18 protein-coding genes are annotated in these 21,819 nt (G+C 58.9%); 15 read left to right on the top strand and 3 right to left on the bottom strand.

The window, feature by feature from the left end:
* Positions 1-124 precede the first annotated feature (124 nt).
* The 11 genes from AC07VO_RS09585 to AC07VO_RS09535 all read left to right on the top strand — a co-directional run bounded on the left by AC07VO_RS09585 (position 125) and on the right by AC07VO_RS09535 (position 14,304).
* Entirely contained in the window at positions 125-2,926 is a 2,802-nt protein-coding gene (locus tag AC07VO_RS09585) for an LPS-assembly protein LptD (protein WP_086944454.1), read from the top strand.
* The gene (gene surA, locus AC07VO_RS09580; protein WP_138866396.1) at positions 2,907-4,223 is read left to right on the top strand and encodes a peptidylprolyl isomerase SurA; all 1,317 of its coding nucleotides are present in this window, start codon (positions 2,907-2,909) and stop codon (positions 4,221-4,223) included. Before AC07VO_RS09585 ends, surA begins: the two co-directional genes overlap by 20 nt.
* Positions 4,220-5,209, top strand: coding sequence for a 4-hydroxythreonine-4-phosphate dehydrogenase PdxA (gene pdxA / locus AC07VO_RS09575; RefSeq protein ID WP_019580736.1), 990 nt, complete (start codon positions 4,220-4,222; stop codon positions 5,207-5,209). Before surA ends, pdxA begins: the two co-directional genes overlap by 4 nt.
* On the top strand, positions 5,206-6,024 hold the full coding sequence (gene rsmA / locus AC07VO_RS09570; RefSeq protein WP_018928851.1) for a 16S rRNA (adenine(1518)-N(6)/adenine(1519)-N(6))-dimethyltransferase RsmA: 819 nt from the start codon (positions 5,206-5,208) through the stop codon (positions 6,022-6,024). Before pdxA ends, rsmA begins: the two co-directional genes overlap by 4 nt.
* Positions 6,025-6,139: 115 nt before the next feature.
* A complete protein-coding gene (gene apaG / locus AC07VO_RS09565) occupies positions 6,140-6,520 on the top strand; it encodes a Co2+/Mg2+ efflux facilitator ApaG/CorD (protein ID WP_018928850.1) in 381 nt (126 codons plus the stop codon).
* Positions 6,520-7,401, top strand: a complete 882-nt coding sequence (locus AC07VO_RS09560; protein WP_019580733.1) for a symmetrical bis(5'-nucleosyl)-tetraphosphatase — start codon at positions 6,520-6,522, stop codon at positions 7,399-7,401. The genes apaG and AC07VO_RS09560 overlap by 1 nt, the downstream gene beginning before the upstream one ends.
* A gap of 33 nt (positions 7,402-7,434) precedes the next feature.
* Positions 7,435-7,764, top strand: a complete 330-nt coding sequence (gene glpE / locus AC07VO_RS09555; RefSeq protein ID WP_018928848.1) for a thiosulfate sulfurtransferase GlpE — start codon at positions 7,435-7,437, stop codon at positions 7,762-7,764.
* Positions 7,765-8,060: 296 nt separating this feature from the next.
* Complete coding sequence (locus AC07VO_RS09550) at positions 8,061-9,983, top strand: PrkA family serine protein kinase (RefSeq protein WP_007904259.1); 1,923 nt, start codon at positions 8,061-8,063, stop codon at positions 9,981-9,983.
* Between the two features lie 203 nt (positions 9,984-10,186).
* Entirely contained in the window at positions 10,187-11,458 is a 1,272-nt protein-coding gene (locus tag AC07VO_RS09545; RefSeq protein WP_018928847.1) for a YeaH/YhbH family protein, read from the top strand.
* A complete protein-coding gene (locus AC07VO_RS09540; protein WP_018928846.1) occupies positions 11,455-13,017 on the top strand; it encodes a SpoVR family protein in 1,563 nt (520 codons plus the stop codon). The genes AC07VO_RS09545 and AC07VO_RS09540 overlap by 4 nt, the downstream gene beginning before the upstream one ends.
* A gap of 63 nt (positions 13,018-13,080) precedes the next feature.
* Positions 13,081-14,304, top strand: coding sequence for a multifunctional CCA addition/repair protein (locus AC07VO_RS09535; protein WP_086944453.1), 1,224 nt, complete (start codon positions 13,081-13,083; stop codon positions 14,302-14,304).
* A 79-nt stretch (positions 14,305-14,383) separates the two neighbouring features.
* Here the strand turns inward: AC07VO_RS09535 and folK are convergent, their stop codons facing one another.
* Both folK and folB read right to left on the bottom strand, forming a co-directional pair.
* Entirely contained in the window at positions 14,384-14,902 is a 519-nt protein-coding gene (folK, locus tag AC07VO_RS09530) for a 2-amino-4-hydroxy-6-hydroxymethyldihydropteridine diphosphokinase (RefSeq protein ID WP_018928844.1), read from the bottom strand.
* Positions 14,893-15,246 (bottom strand): dihydroneopterin aldolase, encoded by a 354-nt coding sequence (folB, locus tag AC07VO_RS09525; RefSeq protein WP_018928843.1) that lies wholly within the window; start codon positions 15,244-15,246, stop codon positions 14,893-14,895. Before folB ends, folK begins: the two co-directional genes overlap by 10 nt.
* Before the next feature lie 74 nt (positions 15,247-15,320).
* Between folB and plsY the strand changes: the two genes are divergently transcribed.
* Positions 15,321-15,890, top strand: a complete 570-nt coding sequence (plsY, locus tag AC07VO_RS09520; RefSeq protein ID WP_018928842.1) for a glycerol-3-phosphate 1-O-acyltransferase PlsY — start codon at positions 15,321-15,323, stop codon at positions 15,888-15,890.
* Between the two features lie 23 nt (positions 15,891-15,913).
* Here the strand turns inward: plsY and tsaD are convergent, their stop codons facing one another.
* Complete coding sequence (gene tsaD / locus AC07VO_RS09515) at positions 15,914-16,939, bottom strand: tRNA (adenosine(37)-N6)-threonylcarbamoyltransferase complex transferase subunit TsaD (RefSeq protein ID WP_018928841.1); 1,026 nt, start codon at positions 16,937-16,939, stop codon at positions 15,914-15,916.
* Between the two features lie 199 nt (positions 16,940-17,138).
* On the opposite strand from tsaD, the gene rpsU reads away from it, so the two are divergent.
* The 3 genes from rpsU to rpoD all read left to right on the top strand — a co-directional run bounded on the left by rpsU (position 17,139) and on the right by rpoD (position 21,720).
* Entirely contained in the window at positions 17,139-17,354 is a 216-nt protein-coding gene (gene rpsU, locus AC07VO_RS09510; RefSeq protein ID WP_002551877.1) for a 30S ribosomal protein S21, read from the top strand.
* 483 nt (positions 17,355-17,837) lie between these two features.
* Positions 17,838-19,805, top strand: a complete 1,968-nt coding sequence (gene dnaG / locus AC07VO_RS09505) for a DNA primase (RefSeq protein WP_086944473.1) — start codon at positions 17,838-17,840, stop codon at positions 19,803-19,805.
* A gap of 67 nt (positions 19,806-19,872) precedes the next feature.
* Positions 19,873-21,720, top strand: coding sequence for an RNA polymerase sigma factor RpoD (rpoD, locus tag AC07VO_RS09500; protein ID WP_007936542.1), 1,848 nt, complete (start codon positions 19,873-19,875; stop codon positions 21,718-21,720).
* Positions 21,721-21,819: the final 99 nt, after the last annotated feature.

The raw sequence follows: 21,819 nt of genomic DNA, 5'->3' as shown, positions 1-21,819 counted from the left end.
GGTCTCCGACGGCGCTAGCCGTCAAGCGGGTCATGCTTTATTATCCAGCATCTTTTTCAGACCATCGAGAGGCGTGCGGCCCACACCGCGGGCAGATGGCACGCAGGAAGCCCGGACTAATAAGATGGCATTGAAATCCCCCGCGTTTCGTAAAAAATTTCCGTTGTTGGTTACCGGCAGTCTGCTGGCCCTGCAACCCCTGGCCACGTCGTTCGTGGTCGCCGCGGAACAGTATGACTGCTCAGTATCTGCTTCGGGTGCCTGGGACTGTGCGCCAAAGGCACCGGCCGCTGCATTGCCGCCGCGCCCCGTGCATGAAGGCAGCGCAGTTTCCGCTACTGGAGAAACCCCGGCAGGCACCGCCTCCAGCGAAGACACCGGTGCCAAGCCTGTGCTGGTTACCGAGTCCAAGGGCCGTGGCCTGAAGTCGCGTAGTGAAGACTACAGCCACCTCGACTGGGTTCCGCGCGAGAAGCTCACCGCAGCGCAATTGGCCGAAACCGGTCCTTACTGCTCTGGTTCCTATATCGAACCGATTCGTCCTGGCATGAACGACAAGACGAATAAAAGTGACGCTCCAACCTTTATCGGCGCCAAGGCCTCCCGCTATAAGCAGGAAGAGCAGGTCGCGACCCTGGCCGGTGACGTGGTCATGCGTCAGGGCAGCATGCAGGTCGAAGCCGACGAAGCGAACCTGTACCAGGCCGAGAGCCGTGGCGAACTGGCCGGCAACGTGCGCATTCGCGACAATGGCGCGCTGATCGTGGGCGATCACGCCGACGTACAGCTCGACACCGGTGAAGCCAAGGTCGACAACGCCGAGTACGTGATGCACAAGTCGCGTATCCGCGGTAACGCGCTATATGCCAAACGTGCCGAGAACGCGATCATCCGCCTCAAGGATGGTACGTACACCACGTGCGAACCGAACAGCAACGCCTGGCAGCTCAAGGGCAACAACATCACCTTGAACCCGGCCACCGGTTTCGGTACCGCGACCAACGTGACGTTGCGGGTCAAGGACATTCCGGTTCTGTACACGCCGTACATCTATTTCCCGATCGATGACCGTCGCCAGTCCGGCTTCCTGCCGCCGACCATCGGTACCGGCAGCGATACCGGCTTCCTGCTGGTCACTCCGTACTACTTCAACCTGGCGCCAAACTACGACGCCACGTTGTACCCGCGCTACATGGACAAGCACGGTTTGTTGATGGAAGGCGAATTCCGCTACCTGACCAAGTCCAGCGAAGGTCAGTTCGGCGCCGCCTACCTCAACGACGAAGATACCGAACGCAGCAAGCAGACCGACTACGAAAAAAACCGCTACATGTACAACTGGCAGCACAAGGGTGGCCTCGACTCGCGCGTCTTTACGCAAGTCGACTACACCAAGATCAGCGATCCGTATTACTTCCAGGATCTGCAGACTGACCAGATTGGCGTGAAAAGCGCTGACTACGTGAACCAGCAGGGCTCCGTCACCTATCGTGGCGACAGCTACGTCGCTCGCTTGAACGCCCAGGCTTATCAGCTGGCGACCGTTTCGAACATCACGCCGTATGACCGTTTGCCGCAGATCACCTTTAATGGTCAGCTGCCGTATCATCCGGAAGGTTTGGACTTCGATTACGAGACAGAGATCGTTCGATTTGACCGGGATCTGAAGACTGGAACATTCGTCCAGCAGGACGGGATTACCACTGAGTCACGTCTGGATAACAACATCTTTGGTCTGGCACGCGCCAACGGCGACCGTTTGAATCTCAAACCAGGTGTCAGCCTGCCGCTGTACTGGACCTATGGTTTCTTCAAGCCATCGCTCAAGTACCAGTACACACAGTATCAACTGGATCTGGACGGCCGCGGCAAAAGCGAAATCGCTTCGCAAAGCGCGGAGCAGGACAGGCTCAACGGCACATTCAGCAGCAACCAGAACCGTGGGGTACCGATCGCCAGCATCGACAGCGGTCTTTACTTTGACCGCAACACTTCCTGGTTCGGAAAAAACTACCGTCAGACCCTGGAACCGCGTCTGTTCTACCTCTATGTACCTGAGGAAGACCAGAAGGATATTCCAGTGTTCGACACCAGCGAATACACCTTCAATTACGCGTCGCTCTTCCGTGACAACCGTTTCTCCGGCTCCGACCGTGTCGGCGACGAGAACAAACTGTCCCTGGGCGTGACCAGCCGCTGGATCGAAGACAATGGTTTCGAACGTCAACGCATCAGCGTCGGCCAGGCCTTGTACTTCAAGGACCGTAAAGTCCAACTGCCAGGCATTGCTTTCGATGATCGTGACGATGCCAAGGCCAACGTTTCGCCATATGCACTGGAATACGAATACCGCTGGAACCGCGACTGGCGTACCACGGCCGACTACAACTGGGACCCGGACAGCCGCAGCCCTCGCTCGGGCAGCGCGATGTTCCACTACCAGCCTGAAGACAACCCGAACAAGGTCATCAACGCCGGCTATCGCTATCGCAATGACCAGGTCCGTTATGACCAGAACACCGGTAAATGGTCGGTGGGCGGTGGCGATTACGGCACCCCGGGCCAACCTGGCTACGTGAAGGACTACTACAAGATCAAACAGCACGACTTCTCGGTGATCTGGCCGATCGTGCCGCAATGGAACGCCATCAGCCGCTGGCAGTATGACTACAACCGCAACCGTACCCTGGAAGCCTTTGGTGGTTTCGAGTACGACAACTGCTGCTGGAAACTACGCCTGATCAACCGTTACTGGGTTTCCTATGACGAATTCAGTCAGGAAGCTCCACAAAACGAAAAAGGCGACCACGGCGTCTTCCTCCAAATTGTTCTGAAGGGACTCGGCGGCCTCACCGGCGCCAAAGTAGAGAGTTTCCTCGACAAAGGCATCCAAGGTTATCGTGAACGTGAAGACCAAGCTTTCTGATTGTCTGCGCCCGCTGATGCTGGGCGCGCTGTTCCTGGGTACCGCGGCCAACGCCGCGGTACAGTCCATCGATAAAGTGGTGGCCATCGTCGACAATGACGTGGTCATGCAGAGCCAACTGGACCGGCGCGTTCACGAAGTTCAGCAAACCATCGCCAAACGCGGTGCTGCCGTACCGCCTACCGGCGTACTGGATCAGCAGGTGCTCGAGCGTCTGATCGTCGAAAACCTGCAATTGCAGATCGGCGAGCGTTCCGGCATCCGCATTACCGATGAAGAGCTGAACCAGGCTGTCGGCACCATTGCCCAGCGCAACAACATGTCGATCGAACAATTCCGCGCCGCTTTGGCTCGCGACGGCCTGTCTTATGACGATGCCCGTGACCAGATCCGCCGTGAAATGATCATCAGCCGTGTGCGTCAGCGCCGTGTGGCGGAGCGCATCCAGGTGTCCGAGCAGGAAGTGAAGAACTTCCTGGCATCCGATCTGGGCAAAATGCAGCTGTCCGAAGAGTTCCGCCTGGCCAACATCCTGATTCCTACGCCGGAAAGCGCCAACTCCGACGCGATTCAGAATGCCGCCAAGCAAGCCGACGCGGTTTACCAGCAACTCAAGCAAGGCGCTGACTTCGGTCAGTTGGCAATCGCCAAATCCGCCAGCGAAACCGCGCTGGAAGGCGGCGACATGGGCTGGCGTAAAGCCGCTCAACTGCCACCTCCGTTCGATCGTTTGCTCGGCACCATGGCCGTTGGCGACGTGACCCAACCAATGCGCACACCGGGCGGCTTCATTATCCTGAAGATCCTCGACAAGCGTGGCGGCGAATCCCAGGTGCGTGACGAAGTCCACGTGCGGCACATCCTGGTCAAACCGAGTCCGATTCGCGACGAAGAAAAAACCAAGGCCCTGGCTCAGTCGCTCTATACCCGTATCGCAGCGGGCGAAGATTTCGGCGAGCTGGCGAAAAGCTTCTCGGAGGATCCGGGTTCCGCCCTCAACGGTGGCGACCTGAACTGGATCGACCCGAACGCGCTGGTGCCTGAATTCCGCGAAGTGATGGCCAAGACCCCCCAAGGTCAGCTGTCCAAGCCGTTCAAGACCCAATATGGCTGGCACGTACTGGAAGTTCTTGGCCGCCGCGCCACCGACAGCACCGCCCAGGCCCGTGAGCAGCAAGCGATGACCGTACTGCGTAACCGCAAATACGACGAAGAGCTGCAAACCTGGCTGCGTCAGATCCGTGACGAAGCGTACGTAGAAATCAAACTCCCTGGTGCAGACCAGGCAGCGCAGTGAAACCCAAGCGTTTCGCGCTGACCCCCGGCGAACCAGCCGGCATAGGTCCCGACCTGTGCCTGCTGCTCGCCTCGCAAGCCCAGCCACATCCCCTGATTGCCATTACCAGCCGCGACCTGCTCCTTGAGCGGGCCGCGCAGCTGGGCGTGGTTGTCGATCTGCTGCCGGTAACGCCGGACAGCTGGCCGGATGCTCCTGCACCCGCCAACAGCCTGTATGTGTGGGATACGCCCCTCAACGCCAAGGTCACCGCCGGGCAACTGGACAAAGCCAATGCGGCTTTCGTTCTGGAAACCCTGACCCGTGCTGGCCAGGGCTGTCTGGATGGGCATTTCGCCGGCATGATCACCGCGCCGGTGCACAAGGGCGTGATCAACGAATCCGGGATCGCCTTTTCCGGGCACACGGAGTTTCTCGCTGACCTGACCCACACCGCGCAAGTGGTGATGATGCTCGCCACCCGCGGTTTGCGCGTGGCGCTGGTCACCACTCACCTGCCTCTTCGCGAGATTGCCGACGCGATCACGCCGGAGCGGCTGGAGCGGGTCACGCGGATCCTGCACACCGATCTGAAAGAAAAATTCGGCATCGCCCAGCCACGCATCCTGGTTTGCGGGCTCAACCCGCACGCCGGTGAAGGCGGTCATCTGGGCCATGAAGAAATCGACATCATCGAACCTACATTAGAGCGCCTGCGCGGCGAGGGCATGGACCTTCGCGGCCCCCTGCCCGCCGACACTCTGTTTACCCCCAAATATCTGGAGCACTGCGACGCGGTGCTGGCGATGTACCACGACCAGGGCTTGCCTGTGCTGAAATACAAAGGCTTCGGCGCGGCAGTCAACGTGACCCTCGGCTTGCCGATCATCCGCACATCGGTCGACCACGGCACCGCCCTGGACCTGGCCGGCAGCGGCAACATCGACACCGGCAGCCTGCAAGTCGCCCTGGAAACCGCCTACCAGATGGCCGAGACCCGTTTATGACCGAGCATTACCAACACCGGGCGCGCAAGCGCTTCGGCCAGAACTTCCTGCACGATGCCGGCGTTATCGATCGCATCCTGCGCTCCATTCACGCCAAACCTGAAGACCGCCTGCTGGAAATCGGTCCGGGCCAGGGTGCATTGACCGCCGGCCTGCTCAACAGCGGCGCTCAACTGGACGTCGTAGAGCTGGACAAGGACCTGATCCCGATTCTCAATCAGCAGTTCGCCGGCAAGAGCAACTTCAACCTGCATCAGGGTGACGCGCTGAAGTTCGACTTCAACAGCCTGAACGCTGCGCCAAACAGCCTGCGAGTGGTCGGTAACCTGCCGTACAACATCTCGACGCCGCTGATCTTTCATCTGCTGAACAACGCCAACCTGATTCGCGACATGCACTTCATGCTGCAAAAGGAAGTGGTCGAACGTCTGGCTGCGGGTCCGGGTGGCGGTGACTGGGGTCGCCTGTCGATCATGGTTCAGTACCATTGCCGGGTCGAGCATCTGTTCAACGTCGGCCCGGGCGCGTTCAATCCTCCGCCGAAAGTCGACTCCGCGATCGTGCGCCTGGTGCCCCACGCGGTACTGCCGCACCCGGCCAAGGATCATCGCCTGCTGGAGCGCGTTGTGCGTGAAGCCTTCAACCAGCGCCGCAAGACCCTGCGCAACACACTGAAACTTTTGCTGAGCAATGCCGAAATCGAAGCTGCCGGCGTCGATGGCAGCTTGCGCCCCGAGCAACTCGACCTGGCCGCCTTCGTACGCCTGGCCGACAAGCTCAGTGAACAAGCCCTACAAAAGCCTGCCACTGACTGACAGGCGATGAGCGCTATCGGGTAGGACGCCACTCTGGTTTACTACCCGATACTTGGCCTAGACTGAGTTCTATCAGCTACGCCCCGCGTTCCGCTTCGTTTCTAAGGCCTTTTGCATGTCCGATCCTCGTTACCAGGTCGACGTCAGCGTCGTCACCCGCTATCTGGCAGAACAATCGCAACCCGAGCAAGACCGCTTTGCCTTCGCCTACACCATCACCGTGCAAAACAATGGCCTGCTACCCGCCAGACTGCTTTCACGGCATTGGGTCATCACCGACGGTGACGGCCATGTCGAGGAGGTTCGCGGTGCGGGCGTCGTCGGCCAGCAGCCGTTGATCGAGGTGGGCAAGAGCCACACGTACAGCAGCGGCACCGTCATGACATCCAAGGTCGGCACGATGCAGGGCACCTACCAGATGCTCGCCGAAGACGGTAAGCACTTCGACGCCATCATCGCGCCGTTCCGTCTGGCGGTTCCCGGGGCGTTGCACTGATGGCGACGTATGCCGTCGGTGATGTGCAAGGTTGCCTTGAACCGCTCAAATGCCTGCTCGAGCAAGTGGCCTTCGACCCTGCCCGAGATCGCCTGTGGCTGGTGGGTGATCTCGTCAACCGTGGCCCACAGTCGCTGGAAACCCTGCGCTTCCTCTATGGCATCCGCGAGTCGCTGGTATGCGTACTCGGCAACCATGACCTGCACTTGCTGGCCGTCGGGCAAAACATCGAGCGCCTGAAGAAAGCCGATACCTTGCGTGAGATCCTCGAAGCACCCGATCGCGCGGACCTGCTGGAGTGGGTTCGCCAGCAAAAGCTCATGCACTACGATGAACAACGCGATATCGCCCTGGTCCATGCCGGTATCCCGCCGCAATGGTCGCTGCGCAAAGCCTTGAAGTGCGCCGCCGAAGTCGAAGAAGCCCTTCACGATGACAACCGCTTCGCGCCTTACCTTGACGGCATGTACGGCAACGAGCCGGTGAAATGGAATAGCGACCTCAAAGGCGCCGCCCGCCTGCGAGTCATCACCAACTATTTCACCCGGATGCGTTTTTGCACCAGCGACGGCAAACTCGACCTCAAGGGCAAGGAAGGCATCGACACCGCACCGCCGGGCTATGCACCGTGGTTCGCGCACAAGGAGCGTAAAACCAAAGGCCTGAAGATCATCTTCGGCCATTGGGCGGCGCTCGAAGGCCAGTGCAACGAACCGGGGCTCTTTGCCCTCGACAGCGGTTGCGTCTGGGGTGGTGCCATGACCCTGATGAATGTCGACACCTTTGAGCGCCTGCAATGCAAATGCGACGCCCATGGCCACCTTCGACCGGCAGTCGCCACCTCTATTCCCGAACAAACGTCAGCCAGCGCCCCGCGCTAGACTGCGCTTTCAGCCGAGCCACAGGAGCCCGCCATGAGCGAATTCAAACGTATCCCCCCAGAACAGGCCCAGGCCCTGCGCGAACAAGGCGCGGTGGTGGTCGATGTCCGCGACCCGGCAACATTTGCCGCGCTGCACATCACCGGTTCGAAGCATCTGGACAACCATTCTCTGCATGCTTTCATCCAGGGCGCCGATCTGGATGCGCCAACGGTAGTGGTCTGCTATCACGGAAATTCCAGCCAGGGCGCAGCTGCTTATCTGATCAGCCAGGGCTTTTCCGACGTCTACAGCATGGACGGCGGTTTTGAGCTGTGGCGTACGACCTATCCTTCGGAAACGGCGCAAGGCACTTCCGAATAATTATTTTGTAATGCGCAAGCCCCGGCCCCCGTGGGCTCGCGCGATTACAGACGAACGGTCTGCCACAACTAATTACGTATCTTGCCTTTACCTCCCAAATTCCCAACTATCCTTAAGCGCAGGCCATCCAAAACAGGGGAGAGCCGGTACACCGGCGCACGGGTCATCGGGAGTAGCTTTCGGAGTAGTCAGCTCCGGAAGAGTTCTGGGGGGTAAACAGCAACTGCCTGTTCGGTTGCTGCCAGCATCGACTGAGTGATCCGGCGTCGGCTCCACGTATCGAGCGAGGTGACGTCATGAGTATCTTTAGCCACTTCCAACAACGCTTCGAGTCCACGCGCCAGGAAGAACTCTCGCTGCAAGAGTATCTTGAACTGTGCAAAAAGGACCGCAGCGCCTACGTTTCCGCGGCCGAGCGTCTATTGCTGGCCATCGGCGAACCGGAACTGCTCGACACCTCAACCAACTCGAGGCTGTCGCGCATCTTTTCCAACAAGGTGATCCGCCGCTATCCGGCCTTTGAAGACTTCCACGGGATGGAAGAATGCATCGACCAGATCGTGTCGTATTTCCGCCATGCCGCTCAGGGTCTGGAAGAAAAGAAACAGATCCTCTACCTGCTTGGCCCAGTCGGTGGCGGTAAGTCATCTTTGGCCGAAAAGCTCAAACAGCTGATCGAGAAAGTGCCCTTTTACGCAATCAAGGGCTCGCCGGTTTTCGAGTCGCCCCTGGGTCTGTTCAACGCCACTGAAGATGGCGCGATCCTCGAGGAAGACTTCGGCATTCCCCGGCGCTACCTCAACACCATCATGTCGCCATGGGCCACCAAGCGCCTGGCCGAATTCGGCGGCGACATCAGCCAGTTCCGCGTGGTGAAACTCTACCCGTCGATCCTCAACCAGATTGCAGTTGCGAAAACCGAGCCGGGCGATGAAAACAACCAGGACATCTCGGCACTGGTGGGCAAGGTCGATATTCGCAAACTGGAAGAGTTCCCGCAGAACGACGCCGATGCCTACAGCTATTCGGGCGCGCTGTGCCGGGCCAACCAGGGCCTGATGGAATTCGTCGAAATGTTCAAGGCACCGATCAAGGTGCTGCACCCATTGCTGACGGCCACTCAGGAAGGCAACTACAACAGCACCGAAGGCTTGGGGGCAATTCCGTTCACCGGGATTCTGCTGGCCCACTCCAACGAATCGGAATGGCACACTTTCCGGAACAACAAGAACAACGAAGCCTTCATCGACCGGATCTATATCGTCAAAGTGCCGTATTGCCTGCGCGTCAGCGACGAGGTGAAGATCTACGACAAGCTGCTGTTCAACAGCTCTCTGGCCAAGGCCCATTGCGCACCCGACACGCTGAAAATGCTCGCTCAGTTCACCGTGCTCTCGCGCCTTAAAGAGCCGGAAAACTCCAACATCTACTCCAAGATGCGCGTGTATGACGGCGAAAACCTCAAGGACACCGATCCGAAGGCCAAGTCGATCCAGGAATACCGCGATGCTGCAGGTGTCGACGAAGGCATGAACGGTCTGTCGACCCGCTTCGCCTTCAAGATCCTGTCGAAGGTCTTCAACTTCGATCCGCACGAAATCGCCGCCAACCCGGTGCATCTGCTCTACGTGCTGGAACAGCAGATCGAACAGGAACAATTCCAGGCCGAGACCCGCGAACGCTATCTGCGCTTCCTGAAAGAGTACCTGGCGCCGCGTTACATCGAGTTCATCGGCAAGGAGATCCAGACTGCCTATCTCGAGTCTTACAGCGAGTACGGCCAGAACATCTTCGATCGCTATGTGCTGTACGCCGACTTCTGGATTCAGGATCAGGAATACCGCGATCCGGAAACCGGCGAGATCCTCAACCGCGTAGCCCTGAACGAGGAACTGGAGAAAATCGAGAAACCGGCCGGCATCAGCAATCCGAAGGATTTCCGCAACGAAATCGTCAACTTCGTACTGCGCGCCCGTGCCAACAACAACGGCAAGAACCCAACCTGGCTCAGCTACGAAAAACTGCGGGTGGTCATCGAGAAGAAAATGTTCTCCAACACCGAGGACCTTCTGCCGGTCATCAGCTTCAACGCCAAGGCCAGCAAAGAGGACCAGCAGAAGCACAACGACTTCGTCACACGGATGGTCGAGCGGGGCTACACCGACAAACAGGTACGACTGCTGTCCGAGTGGTACTTGCGGGTCAGAAAATCACAGTAACCCGCTGCCGGTCAGACCGGTTGTCGTTAGCCAGAGGCCTGTGTACGCATTTTCTGTTACACAGACCTCTGGGAGGTGTTCGAAAGTCGGTAACGAGGTTCAGGCAGCATCCAGAAGCGCTTGGGGGAGCGTGAACATCCCTCGGCACAGGTCGATGCTGCATAACCGCTCGCCCCTTTCAGGACAGCTTCTAAGGAGCAGTCATGAGCTATGTGATCGACCGACGTCTCAATGGCAAGAACAAGAGCACGGTAAACCGTCAGCGGTTTCTGCGGCGCTACCGTGATCACATCAAAAAGGCCGTCGAAGAGGCGGTAGGCCGGCGTTCCATTACCGATATGGAACACGGCGAGCAAATCAGCATTCCCGGCCGCGACATCGACGAGCCGGTGCTTCACCATGGCCGGGGCGGCAAGCAGACCATCGTGCACCCGGGCAACAAGGAGTTCACCAGCGGCGAGCACATTGCCCGTCCGCCCGGAGGTGGCGGCGGCAGAGGCCCCGGTAAGGCCGGTAACTCGGGTGAAGGGATGGACGAGTTCGTCTTCCAGATCACCCAGGAAGAATTCCTCGAATTCATGTTCGAGGACCTTGAACTGCCTAACCTGGTCAAACGTCACCTGACCGGCACCGACACCTTCAAGACCGTACGCGCGGGCATCAGCAACGAGGGCAACCCGTCACGGATCAACATTATCCGTACGTTGCGTTCGGCCCATGCCCGGCGAATCGCCCTGTCCGGCAGCAGCCGGGCAAAACTGCGCGAAGTCAAAGAGGAGCTCGCCCGGCTTAGACGGGAGGAGCCGGACAACTTCGGCGACATCCAGGAACTCGAAGCGGAAATCGAGAAGCTCAGTGCGCGCATTCACCGAGTGCCATTTCTCGACACCTTTGACCTCAAGTACAACCTGTTGATCAAACAGCCGAACCCGAGCTCCAAAGCAGTGATGTTCTGCCTGATGGACGTGTCCGGCTCCATGACCCAGGCGACCAAGGACATCGCCAAGCGCTTCTTCATCCTGCTGTACCTGTTCCTCAAGCGGAACTACGACAAAATCGACGTTGTGTTCATCCGCCACCACACCAGTGCCCGCGAAGTGGATGAGGAGGAGTTTTTCTACTCCCGGGAAACCGGCGGTACCATCGTTTCCAGCGCCCTTAAACTGATGCAGGAGATCATGGCCGAGCGTTATCCGAGCAATGAGTGGAATATCTATGCCGCCCAGGCGTCCGACGGCGATAACTGGAACGACGACTCGCCGATCTGCCGCGACATTCTGATCAATCAGATCATGCCGTTCGTGCAGTACTACACTTATGTAGAGATTACCCCGCGCGAACACCAGGCCCTGTGGTTCGAGTACGAACGCATCGCCGAAGCCTTCTCTGACACTTTTGCCCAGCAGCAACTGGTCTCGGCCGGGGATATCTATCCGGTCTTCCGTGAACTCTTCCAGCGCAGGTTAGTGACATGACCGCCAAAGAGCAAAAGCGCCAACCCATTTCCACCGGCTCCGAATGGACGTTCGAGCTGATCCAGGCCTACGACCGCGAAATCAGTCGTCTCGCGGCCCGCTATGCGCTCGATACCTACCCCAACCAGATCGAAGTCATCACTGCCGAACAGATGATGGACGCCTACGCCTCTGTGGGCATGCCCCTGGGTTATCACCATTGGTCCTATGGCAAACACTTCCTAAGTACCGAAAAATCCTACAGCCGCGGCCAGATGGGGCTGGCCTACGAGATTGTGATCAACTCGGACCCTTGCATCGCCTATCTGATGGAAGAAAACACCATCTGCATGCAGGCCCTGGTGGTGGCTCACGCCTGCTATGGCCATAACAGCTTCTTCAAGGGTAATTACCTGTTCCGCACCTGGACCGACGCCAGCTCGATCATCGATTACCTGGTGTTCGCCAAGCAGTACATCATGCAGTGCGAAGAACGCCACGGTATCGACGCGGTAGAGGACTTGCTCGATTCCTGCCATGCGCTGATGAATTACGGGGTCGACCGTTACAAACGCCCTTATCCGATTTCCGCCGAAGAAGAACGCCGTCGGCAGAAGGATCGGGAAGAACATCTGCAAAAGCAGATCAACGATTTGTGGCGGACCATTCCAAAAGGCGCGGACAAATTCAGCGACAAGGACAACGCACGCTTCCCCGCCGAGCCTCAGGAAAACATCCTGTATTTCATCGAAAAACACGCCCCGCTGCTGGAGCCATGGCAACGTGAAATCGTGCGGATCGTGCGCAAGATCGCCCAGTATTTTTATCCACAGCGCCAGACACAGGTGATGAACGAAGGCTGGGCCACCTTCTGGCACTACACCTTGATGAACGACTTGTATGACGAAGGCCTGGTCACCGATGGCTTCATGATGGAGTTCCTGACGTCCCATACCAGCGTGGTGTTCCAGCCGGGCTTCGACAGTCCCTACTACAGCGGAATCAACCCCTACACCCTCGGTTTTGCCATGTATCGCGATATCCGGCGGATATGCGAACAGCCTACCGAAGAGGACTACCGCTGGTTCCCGGAAATCGCCGGCACAGACTGGCTGTCCAGCATCAAATTCGCCATGAGCAGCTTCAAGGACGAGAGCTTCATCCTGCAGTACCTGTCACCCAAGGTGATCCGCGACCTGAAGCTGTTCAGCATCCTCGATGACGACCAAAAGGATGATCTGCTGGTTCCGGCGATCCACGACGAAGAGGGCTATCGAACCATCCGCGAAACCCTGGCGGCGCAATACAACCTGGGCAATCGCGAACCCAACATCCAGATCTACAGCATCGACCGGCGCGGGGACCGCTCGCTGACCCTGCGTCACCAGCAGCACGACCGCAAGCCGCTCGGCGATTCCACCGAGGAAGTGCTCAAGCACCTGCACCGGCTCTGGGGCTTCGACATTCACCTGGAAACCCTGCAAGGGGATCAGGTGGTGAAAACCCACCATGTTCCACCCAGAAGCGAACACGGCGAGGGAGACTACGGCCGGCTAGACTTGGCTGTCATTCATCTTTGATCCTGTTTCGGCCTCCGGAAGTTCGACGCAAAGGTTATTCTGTCGGGCTAACGGAGGTTTTTTATGCAGATTTATAAAGTCGGTGGTGCGGTACGCGATCGCCTGCTGGGCAGGCCTGTCACCGATATCGACTGGGTCGTGGTAGGCGCCACCACCGAAGAAATGCTCGCCAAGGGCTTTCGCCCGGTGGGTGCGGATTTTCCGGTATTTCTTCACCCCAAAAGCGGTGAGGAATACGCCCTCGCCCGCACCGAACGCAAAAGCGGGCGCGGTTACGGCGGCTTCACCTTTCACGCCAGCCCCGAAGTCACGCTCGAAGAAGACCTGATTCGTCGTGACCTGACGATCAACGCCATGGCCGAAGACGATCAGCAGAACCTGACCGACCCCTACCATGGCCAGCGGGATCTCGAGGCTCGCCTGCTTCGTCACGTTTCCCCCGCGTTCGCCGAAGATCCGCTCCGCGTTCTGCGCGTTGCCCGCTTCGCCGCGCGTTATGCAGGACTGGGCTTCACCGTCGCCCCCGAGACACTGGCGCTGATGAGGCAACTAAGCGAATCGGGTGAACTGGAGGCACTGACCGCGGAACGCAGCTGGAAAGAAATCGCCCGTGCGCTGATGGAAGACCAACCCCAGGTGTTCATCCAGGTGCTGCGCGAGTGCGGTGCGCTCAAAGTGCTGATGCCGGAAGTCGATGCGCTGTTCGGTGTACCGCAACCCGAGGCCCATCACCCGGAAATCGACACAGGCGTGCATACCCTGAGCGTGCTGGAGCAAGCGGCACAGCACAAACAACCGCTGACCGTGCGCTGGGCCTGCCTGCTGCACGACTTGGGCAAAGGACTGACGCCCGAGGAGGAATGGCCCCGCCACATCGCCCACGAGCAAAAAGGCCTGAAGCTGATCAAAGCGGTCAACGAGCGCTTCAAGGCACCGAAGGATTGTCAGGAATTGGCACTGCTGGTGGGCGAGTATCACACCCATGGCCACCGGGCTCTGGAACTGAAACCGTCGACCTTGCTGGAGTTGCTGCAGAGTTTCGACGTCTATCGTCGACCTCAGCGCTTTGAGGAGTTTATTGCGGCGTGCGAGATGGACGCTCGAGGGCGCAAAGGCCTGGAGCAGCGAAGTTATCCACAGGCGGATTATTTGCGCGGTGCGGCGACTACAGCGCGAAGCGTGGCGGTTCAGCCGTTGCTGGAGAAGGGATTCAAGGGGCCGGAATTGGGCGAGGCCATCAAGCGCGAGCGGCTCAAGGCGCTGAAGGCCTACAAAGAAAAAGCATAAGCAAGGGCAAAAGATCGCAGCCTGCGGCAACTCCTACAGAGATCGGCGTAGAAGTTGCCGCAGGCTGCGATCTTTTGCTTTACAGCATATCGGAAGGGGTCAACTGCTCACCGCGCCACTCAAAAGCCACCGGCGCCAACACCTGATCGATCCGCGCCTCGCTCCACAAGGTCGCAAAGCTTTTGCCTACGCCCGGATGCACTCTGTCCGGCGCAATCAGCGACAACGGCCACAGCACGAATGCGTTTTTCAGAATCTCTGCCCGCGGCAAGACCAAACCATCGAAATTGCCCACCAGATCGCCGAACAGCAGCACGTCGATATCCAGCGGCAAGCCCTTGCGGTCCGGCGCGTAACGGCCGTTATCCGCTTCGATGAATTTCAGCCGTCGATCCAGCTCCATCAACGGTAGATCGGTATAGGCCGAGACCACAAAGTTGAAAAACGGCCCGCTCTTGATCCCCACCGGCTGGCTTTCGAACACCGCCGAGCAGCGCATATCCACCAGGAAACCCGCCAGGGCGTCCAGGCCAGCCTGCAAATGGGATTCGCGCTCGATGTTGCTACCGAGCCCGAGGTACACCTGAGTCAGCGACATCCGCGCTCGATCTCCACACCCACGCCCTTGGCCGCCGGAACGGCACCTGGCTTGGTCAGCTTGAGGTGCATCCAGGTGATCTTGAACTCACTCATCAGCACTTCTGTCAGACGCTCGGCAAACGTCTCGACCAGCTGGAACTGCGCCTGCTCGGCAAAAGCCTGGATGCGTGACGAAACGCTCGCGTAGTCGAGCGCCAGAGTCAGGTCATCACCAGCAGCGGCCGGACGATTGTCCCAGGCGAAGCTCAGATCAAGTCGCAGACACTGTCGGATGCCTCGTTCCCAGTCGTAGGCACCAATCACGGTGTCGACTTCCAGGCCCTCGATAAACACTCTGTCCAAGCACTTCTCTCCGCTGCACGACAAGGGCGCAATGCGCCGTTAGAATCAGGGCGTCCTCGCCCGGAATAGTTAGCATGTTTTGGTCACTGGCGATTTTCGCCTACCTGCTCGGCTCTCTGTCCTTCGCCATTTTGCTCAGCCGCCTGACCGGTAACCCCGATCCGCGAATGAGTGGCTCGGGCAATGCCGGTGCCACCAATATGTTTCGTCTGGCCGGCAAAAAACTCGCCATCCTGACCTTGCTCGGCGACCTCTGCAAAGGCCTGCTGCCAGTGCTGGTCGCAGGTGCAATGGGCCTTTCACTGCAGGAACAGGCCTGGATCGGCGTCTTCGCCGTCATCGGTCACCTGTTTCCACTGTACTTCCGCTTTCGCGGCGGCAAGGGTGTCGCCACCGCGGCCGGCATGCTGCTGGGGCTCTATCCACCCGCTGCGCTGCTGGCGGTCTGTGCCTGGCTGTTGACGTTCTACCTGACCCGCACCAGCTCACTCGCCGCCCTGATTGCCACACCCCTGACCCTGCCGCTGCTCGCCTGGCAAGAACCGGCGGCACTGCTGCCCATGAGCGCACTCACGGGGCTGATCGTCTGGCGTCATCGCGGCAATCTACGCGACCTGTTTGCCGGGCGCGAACGGCATTTTTAAATACCGCACGTGAGCGCCACTCATCACAGAGCCGACAACTGCTCCATCGGCCAGCGCGCCTGCACGCTGATTGCCAGGCTTTCGTGCTGACCGGCCCGCAAGCGCTGGCAGCCGGCAAACGCAATCATCGCACCGTTGTCGGTACAGAACTCCGGACGGGCATAAAACACATCGCCCCTCATGTCGCCGAGCATTTTTTCCAGTGACGTACGCAACGCCTTGTTGGCGCTGACGCCACCAGCGATCACCAGACGCTTCATGCCAGCCTGTTTCAGGGCACGCTTGCACTTGATGGTCAAAGTCTCCACCACGGCCTGCTGGAACGCCAGCGAGATGTCGCAACGGGCTTGCTCGCCGTCGTCCCCGGCGCTGACGCATTGCTGCCAGGTGTTCAAGGCGAAAGTTTTCAAACCGCTGAAGCTAAACGCCAGGCCCGGACGATCACACATCGGACGCGGGAAGACGAAACGTCCGTCAACGCCTTGCGCCGCCAGACGAGCGATCTCCGGACCGCCCGGGTAATTGAGGCCCATCATTTTTGCAGTTTTGTCGAACGCTTCGCCGGCGGCATCGTCGAGGGTCTCGCCCAAGAGCGTGTACTGACCGATCCCGTCGACCTGAACCAGCTGCGTATGACCGCCCGAGACCAACAAAGCGACGAACGGGAACTCCGGTGGCTGCGGCTCCAGCATCGGCGCCAGCAAGTGACCTTCCATGTGGTGCACGCCCAGGGCCGGGATACCCCAGGCAAAAGCCAGCGCCTGCGCGCAGGAAGCCCCTACCAGCAGAGCTCCGACCAGGCCGGGGCCGGCGGTATAAGCGATGGCGTCGATCTCGGTCGGCACGCAGTCGGCCTCCGCCAGCACCTGACGGATCAAGGGCAGCATGCGTTTGACGTGATCGCGCGAAGCCAGCTCCGGCACAACGCCGCCATAAGCGCGATGCAGGTCGATCTGACTGAACAGCGCATCGGCCAACAACCCGCGTTCACTGTCGTAAAGTGCGACACCGGTTTCGTCGCAAGAGGTTTCTAATCCCAGTACTAGCATGGGTTTGCGCCTTGTAGAGGCTGAATTCGAAGGCGCGCATAATAGTCGTCGCGTGATGCCCCGACCAGCGGTTTTCGATCAGAGGCTTTGCATTCCGAGCGATGAGGGGTTAACATCCGCAACCCTTAAAAACCGACGTCTTCAAGTGCTCTTTTGCCGCGAGGATGTTGACCCCGGTAATGAATGAAGGTAGCTCTGGATGCCAGCCGTCAAAGTTAAAGAGAACGAACCCTTCGACGTAGCTCTGCGTCGTTTCAAGCGCTCCTGCGAAAAAGCCGGTGTACTGGCTGAAGTTCGTAGCCGCGAATTTTACGAGAAGCCTACTTCTGAGCGTAAGCGCAAAGCAGCAGCCGCTGTTAAGCGTCACGCCAAGAAAGTACAGCGCGAACAGCGCCGCGCCGTTCGTCTGTACTAATACACAGACGATCGTAGCAAGCTTCTGCCAAGCCCGGCCCTCAGCCGGGCTAATGGCATTTGCGGACAACGCTTGATGCTTCACCGTCAAAGCCGCAGACGCGACCGAGACAAACCTGCTTCACAGCGTCAGACCTGGCTCTTTTGCCAGCGGTGCACGTCTTTTCTGACGAGCCTTTCAAGGCTACTGACGAGCACACCCACTGATTCCTCTCACGACGATCAGCCCAAGGCACCTTCTTGCGTGCCCGCTTATTGAGCTATCCGAGGCCATAGATTGGCCGTCGCCGGACTCAGCGAAACACTTTCGAATAGTCGAATGCTGATTGGTACTAACGTCAGTGGATTTTCGGCAGATACACTTCCCGACAGCGATTACGCAGACGACACCGGTCGAGCCGCACACCCTGCGCGCCTCAAACAACGACCTGCGTTCGGCCGCACTTCGTTTCGGGTCCATTTCAGCGCAGATGACGAGAACGCCATGGCCGGGCTAATTCCCCAGAGCTTCATTGACGACCTTCTGAACCGCACCGACATCGTCGATGTGGTCAGCTCGCGCCTGCAAATGAAAAAGGCCGGCAAGAACTACACTGCCTGCTGCCCGTTTCACAAAGAGAAAACCCCCTCCTTCAGCGTCAGCCCCGACAAACAGTTCTATTACTGCTTCGGTTGCGGCGCTGGCGGTAACGCCCTCGGCTTCATCATGGACCACGACAACCTGGACTTCCCCCAGGCAGTCGAAGAACTGGCCAAAGCCGCCGGCATGGAAATCCCCCGCGAAGAAAGCGGCCGACCGCACAAACCGCGGCAGCCCACCGATTCGCCGCTGTATCCGCTGCTCACCGCTGCCGCCGATTTTTACCGCCAGGCCCTGAAAAGCCATCCGGCGCGCAAAGCGGCCGTGGATTACTTGAAAGGTCGTGGATTGACCGGCGAAATTGCTCGGGATTTCGGCCTCGGATTCGCTCCGCCCGGCTGGGATAATCTGTTCAAGCATCTGAGCAGCGACACCCTGCAGCAAAAGGCCATGATCGATGCCGGCCTGCTGGTGGAGAACACCGAAACCGGCAAGCGCTATGACCGCTTCCGCGATCGCGTGATGTTCCCGATCCGCGACAGTCGCGGGCGCATCATCGCCTTCGGCGGCCGGGTACTGGGCGACGACAAGCCGAAATACCTGAACTCACCGGAAACCCCGGTTTTCCATAAGGGCCAGGAACTCTATGGCCTTTACGAAGCGCGCAAGAACAACCGCAACCTCGACGAAATCATCGTCGTCGAAGGCTACATGGACGTCATCGCCCTCGCCCAGCAAGGCCTGCGCAATGCTGTGGCAACCCTGGGCACCGCCACCAGCGAAGAGCACTTGAAGCGACTGTTTCGCGTCGTACCCAACGTACTGTTCTGCTTCGACGGCGACCAGGCCGGCCGCAACGCTGCCTGGCGTGCACTGGAAGCGACGTTGCCGAGCCTGCAGGACGGACGGCGCGCACGCTTTCTATTCCTGCCCGAAGGCGAAGACCCGGACACGCTGGTCCGCTCCGAAGGCACTGACGCCTTCCGCGCGCGGATCAATCAGCATGCACAGCCATTGGCCGATTATTTTTTCCAACAGCTGACCGAGGAATCGGACCCGCGCTCGCTTGAAGGCAAGGCCCACATGGCTACCCTCGCCGCGCCACTGATCGACAAGGTTCCGGGCGCCAACCTACGCATTCTGATGCGCCAGCGCCTGACCGAAATTACCGGGCTCAGTGGCGAAGCCGTGAGTCAACTGGTGCAAAGCGCACCTCAGGAAGCACCACCGGCTTACGACCCGGGCATTGATTACGACGCCATGCCCGATTACAGCGACTACCATCAGCCGCAGGCACAAGAGATGTATGTGCCGCAGCAGGAGTGGACGCCGAAAAAACCCGGCGCTGGCGGCAAGAAATGGGACAAGAAGCCGTGGGACAAGAACGGCAAACGTGGCGGCGATCGCGATCAACCGCGCGCGCCACGGGTACCGGCTGCTGTAGAGCCACCCACCCTGGCCGCCTTGCGCACGTTGCTGCATCACCCGCAACTGGCCGAAAAAGTCGAGGATGCCGGGCACTTTGCGGCCGAAGACCACACTAACACGCAACTGCTGGTCGCCCTGCTCGAAGCCGTACAGAAGAATCCCAAGCTAAACTCATTTCAACTGATTGCGCGTTGGCACGGCACTGAACAGGGCCGACTGCTGAAAGCGCTGGCAGAAAAGGAATGGCTGATTGATGGAGATAACCTTGAACAACAGTTTTTCGACACCATTACTAGCTTGTCAGCCCGCCAACGCGAGCGAAATCTGGAACAACTTCTTCGAAAAGCGCGTCAAAGTGAGTTGAGTGCCGAAGAGAAAAATCAACTGCGCGACCTTTTAAGCCGCAATGTTTGCGCATCAAACCCGACCTCAACTGGCGCGTGAGGTCATAGCTCAGGTATAATCCTCGGCTTGTTTTTTGCCCGCCAAGACCTTCAGTGGATAGGGTGTTATGTCCGGAAAAGCGCAACAGCAGTCTCGTATCAAAGAGTTGATCACACTTGGTCGTGAGCAGGGCTACCTGACTTACGCGGAGGTCAACGACCACCTGCCGGAGGATATTTCAGATCCGGAACAGGTGGAAGACATCATCCGCATGATCAATGACATGGGGATCAACGTATTCGAGGTTGCGCCAGATAAGGATTCCCTTATGCTGGCCGACGCCGATACCGACGAAGCCGCGGCCGAAGAGGCAGCAGCAGCGTTGGCAGCGGTCGAGACCGACATTGGTCGCACCACCGACCCAGTGCGCATGTACATGCGTGAAATGGGTACGGTAGAGCTCCTCACACGTGAAGGCGAAATCGAAATCGCCAAGCGTATTGAAGAGGGCATCCGCGAAGTGATGGGCGCAATCGCGCACTTCCCTGGCACGGTTGACCATATTCTCTCCGAGTACACTCGCGTCACCACCGAAGGTGGCCGCCTGTCCGACGTCCTGAGCGGTTATATCGACCCGGACGACGGCATTGCGCCGCCTGCAGCCGAAGTGCCACCGCCTGTCGACCCGAAAGCCGTGAAAGCGGACGACGACACCGACGACGATGACGCCGAAGCAAGCGATGACGAAGAAGAAGCCGAAAGCGGTCCGGATCCGGTCATCGCCGCACAGCGTTTTGGCGCTGTCGCCGATCAGATGGAAATCACCCGCAAGGCGCTGAAAAAGCACGGTCGCTACAACAAGGCTGCGATTGCCGAGCTGTTGGCCCTGGCTGAGCTGTTCATGCCGATCAAACTGGTGCCGAAGCAATTCGAAGGCCTGGTCGAGCGTGTTCGCAGTGCCCTGGATCGTCTGCGTCAGCAAGAGCGCGCGATCATGCAATTGTGCGTTCGTGATGCCCGCATGCCGCGTGCCGACTTCCTGCGCCAGTTCCCGGGCAATGAAGTCGACGAAAGCTGGAGCGATGCACTGGCCAAAGGCAAAAGCAAATACGCTGAAGCCATTGGTCGCCTGCAACCGGACATCATTCGTTGCCAGCAGAAGCTGACCGCGCTGGAAACCGAAACCGGTTTGACGATTGCCGAGATCAAGGACATCAACCGTCGCATGTCGATCGGTGAGGCCAAGGCCCGCCGCGCGAAGAAAGAGATGGTCGAAGCGAACTTGCGTCTGGTGATCTCCATCGCCAAGAAGTACACCAACCGTGGCCTGCAGTTCCTCGATCTGATCCAGGAAGGCAACATTGGCTTGATGAAAGCGGTAGACAAGTTCGAATACCGCCGCGGCTACAAATTCTCGACTTATGCCACCTGGTGGATCCGTCAGGCGATCACTCGCTCGATCGCCGACCAGGCCCGCACCATCCGTATTCCGGTGCACATGATCGAGACGATCAACAAGCTCAACCGTATTTCCCGGCAGATGTTGCAGGAAATGGGTCGCGAACCGACCCCGGAAGAGCTGGGCGAACGCATGGAAATGCCTGAGGACAAGATCCGCAAGGTATTGAAGATCGCTAAAGAGCCGATCTCCATGGAAACCCCGATCGGTGATGACGAAGACTCCCATCTGGGTGACTTCATCGAAGACTCGACCATGCAGTCGCCAATCGATGTCGCCACCGTTGAGAGCCTTAAAGAAGCGACTCGCGAAGTCCTGTCCGGCCTCACTGCCCGTGAAGCCAAGGTTTTGCGCATGCGTTTCGGTATCGACATGAATACCGACCACACCCTCGAGGAGGTTGGTAAGCAGTTCGACGTGACCCGTGAACGGATTCGTCAGATCGAAGCCAAGGCGCTGCGCAAGCTGCGCCACCCGACGAGAAGCGAGCATTTGCGCTCCTTCCTCGACGAGTGATCACAGAACCCCCGGCCCAGGCCGGGGGTTTTGCTTTATGCAGATTAAATGCCCCGCACGTCCCACCCGCCGAATAGCCCGTCTACACTCGAAGCATTC

The sequence above is a fragment of the Pseudomonas sp. GW821-FHT03E01 genome, assembly GCF_059420765.1.
Note: the sequence above shows the minus strand (reverse complement) of the source record. Positions and strands in the feature narration are given on the sequence as shown.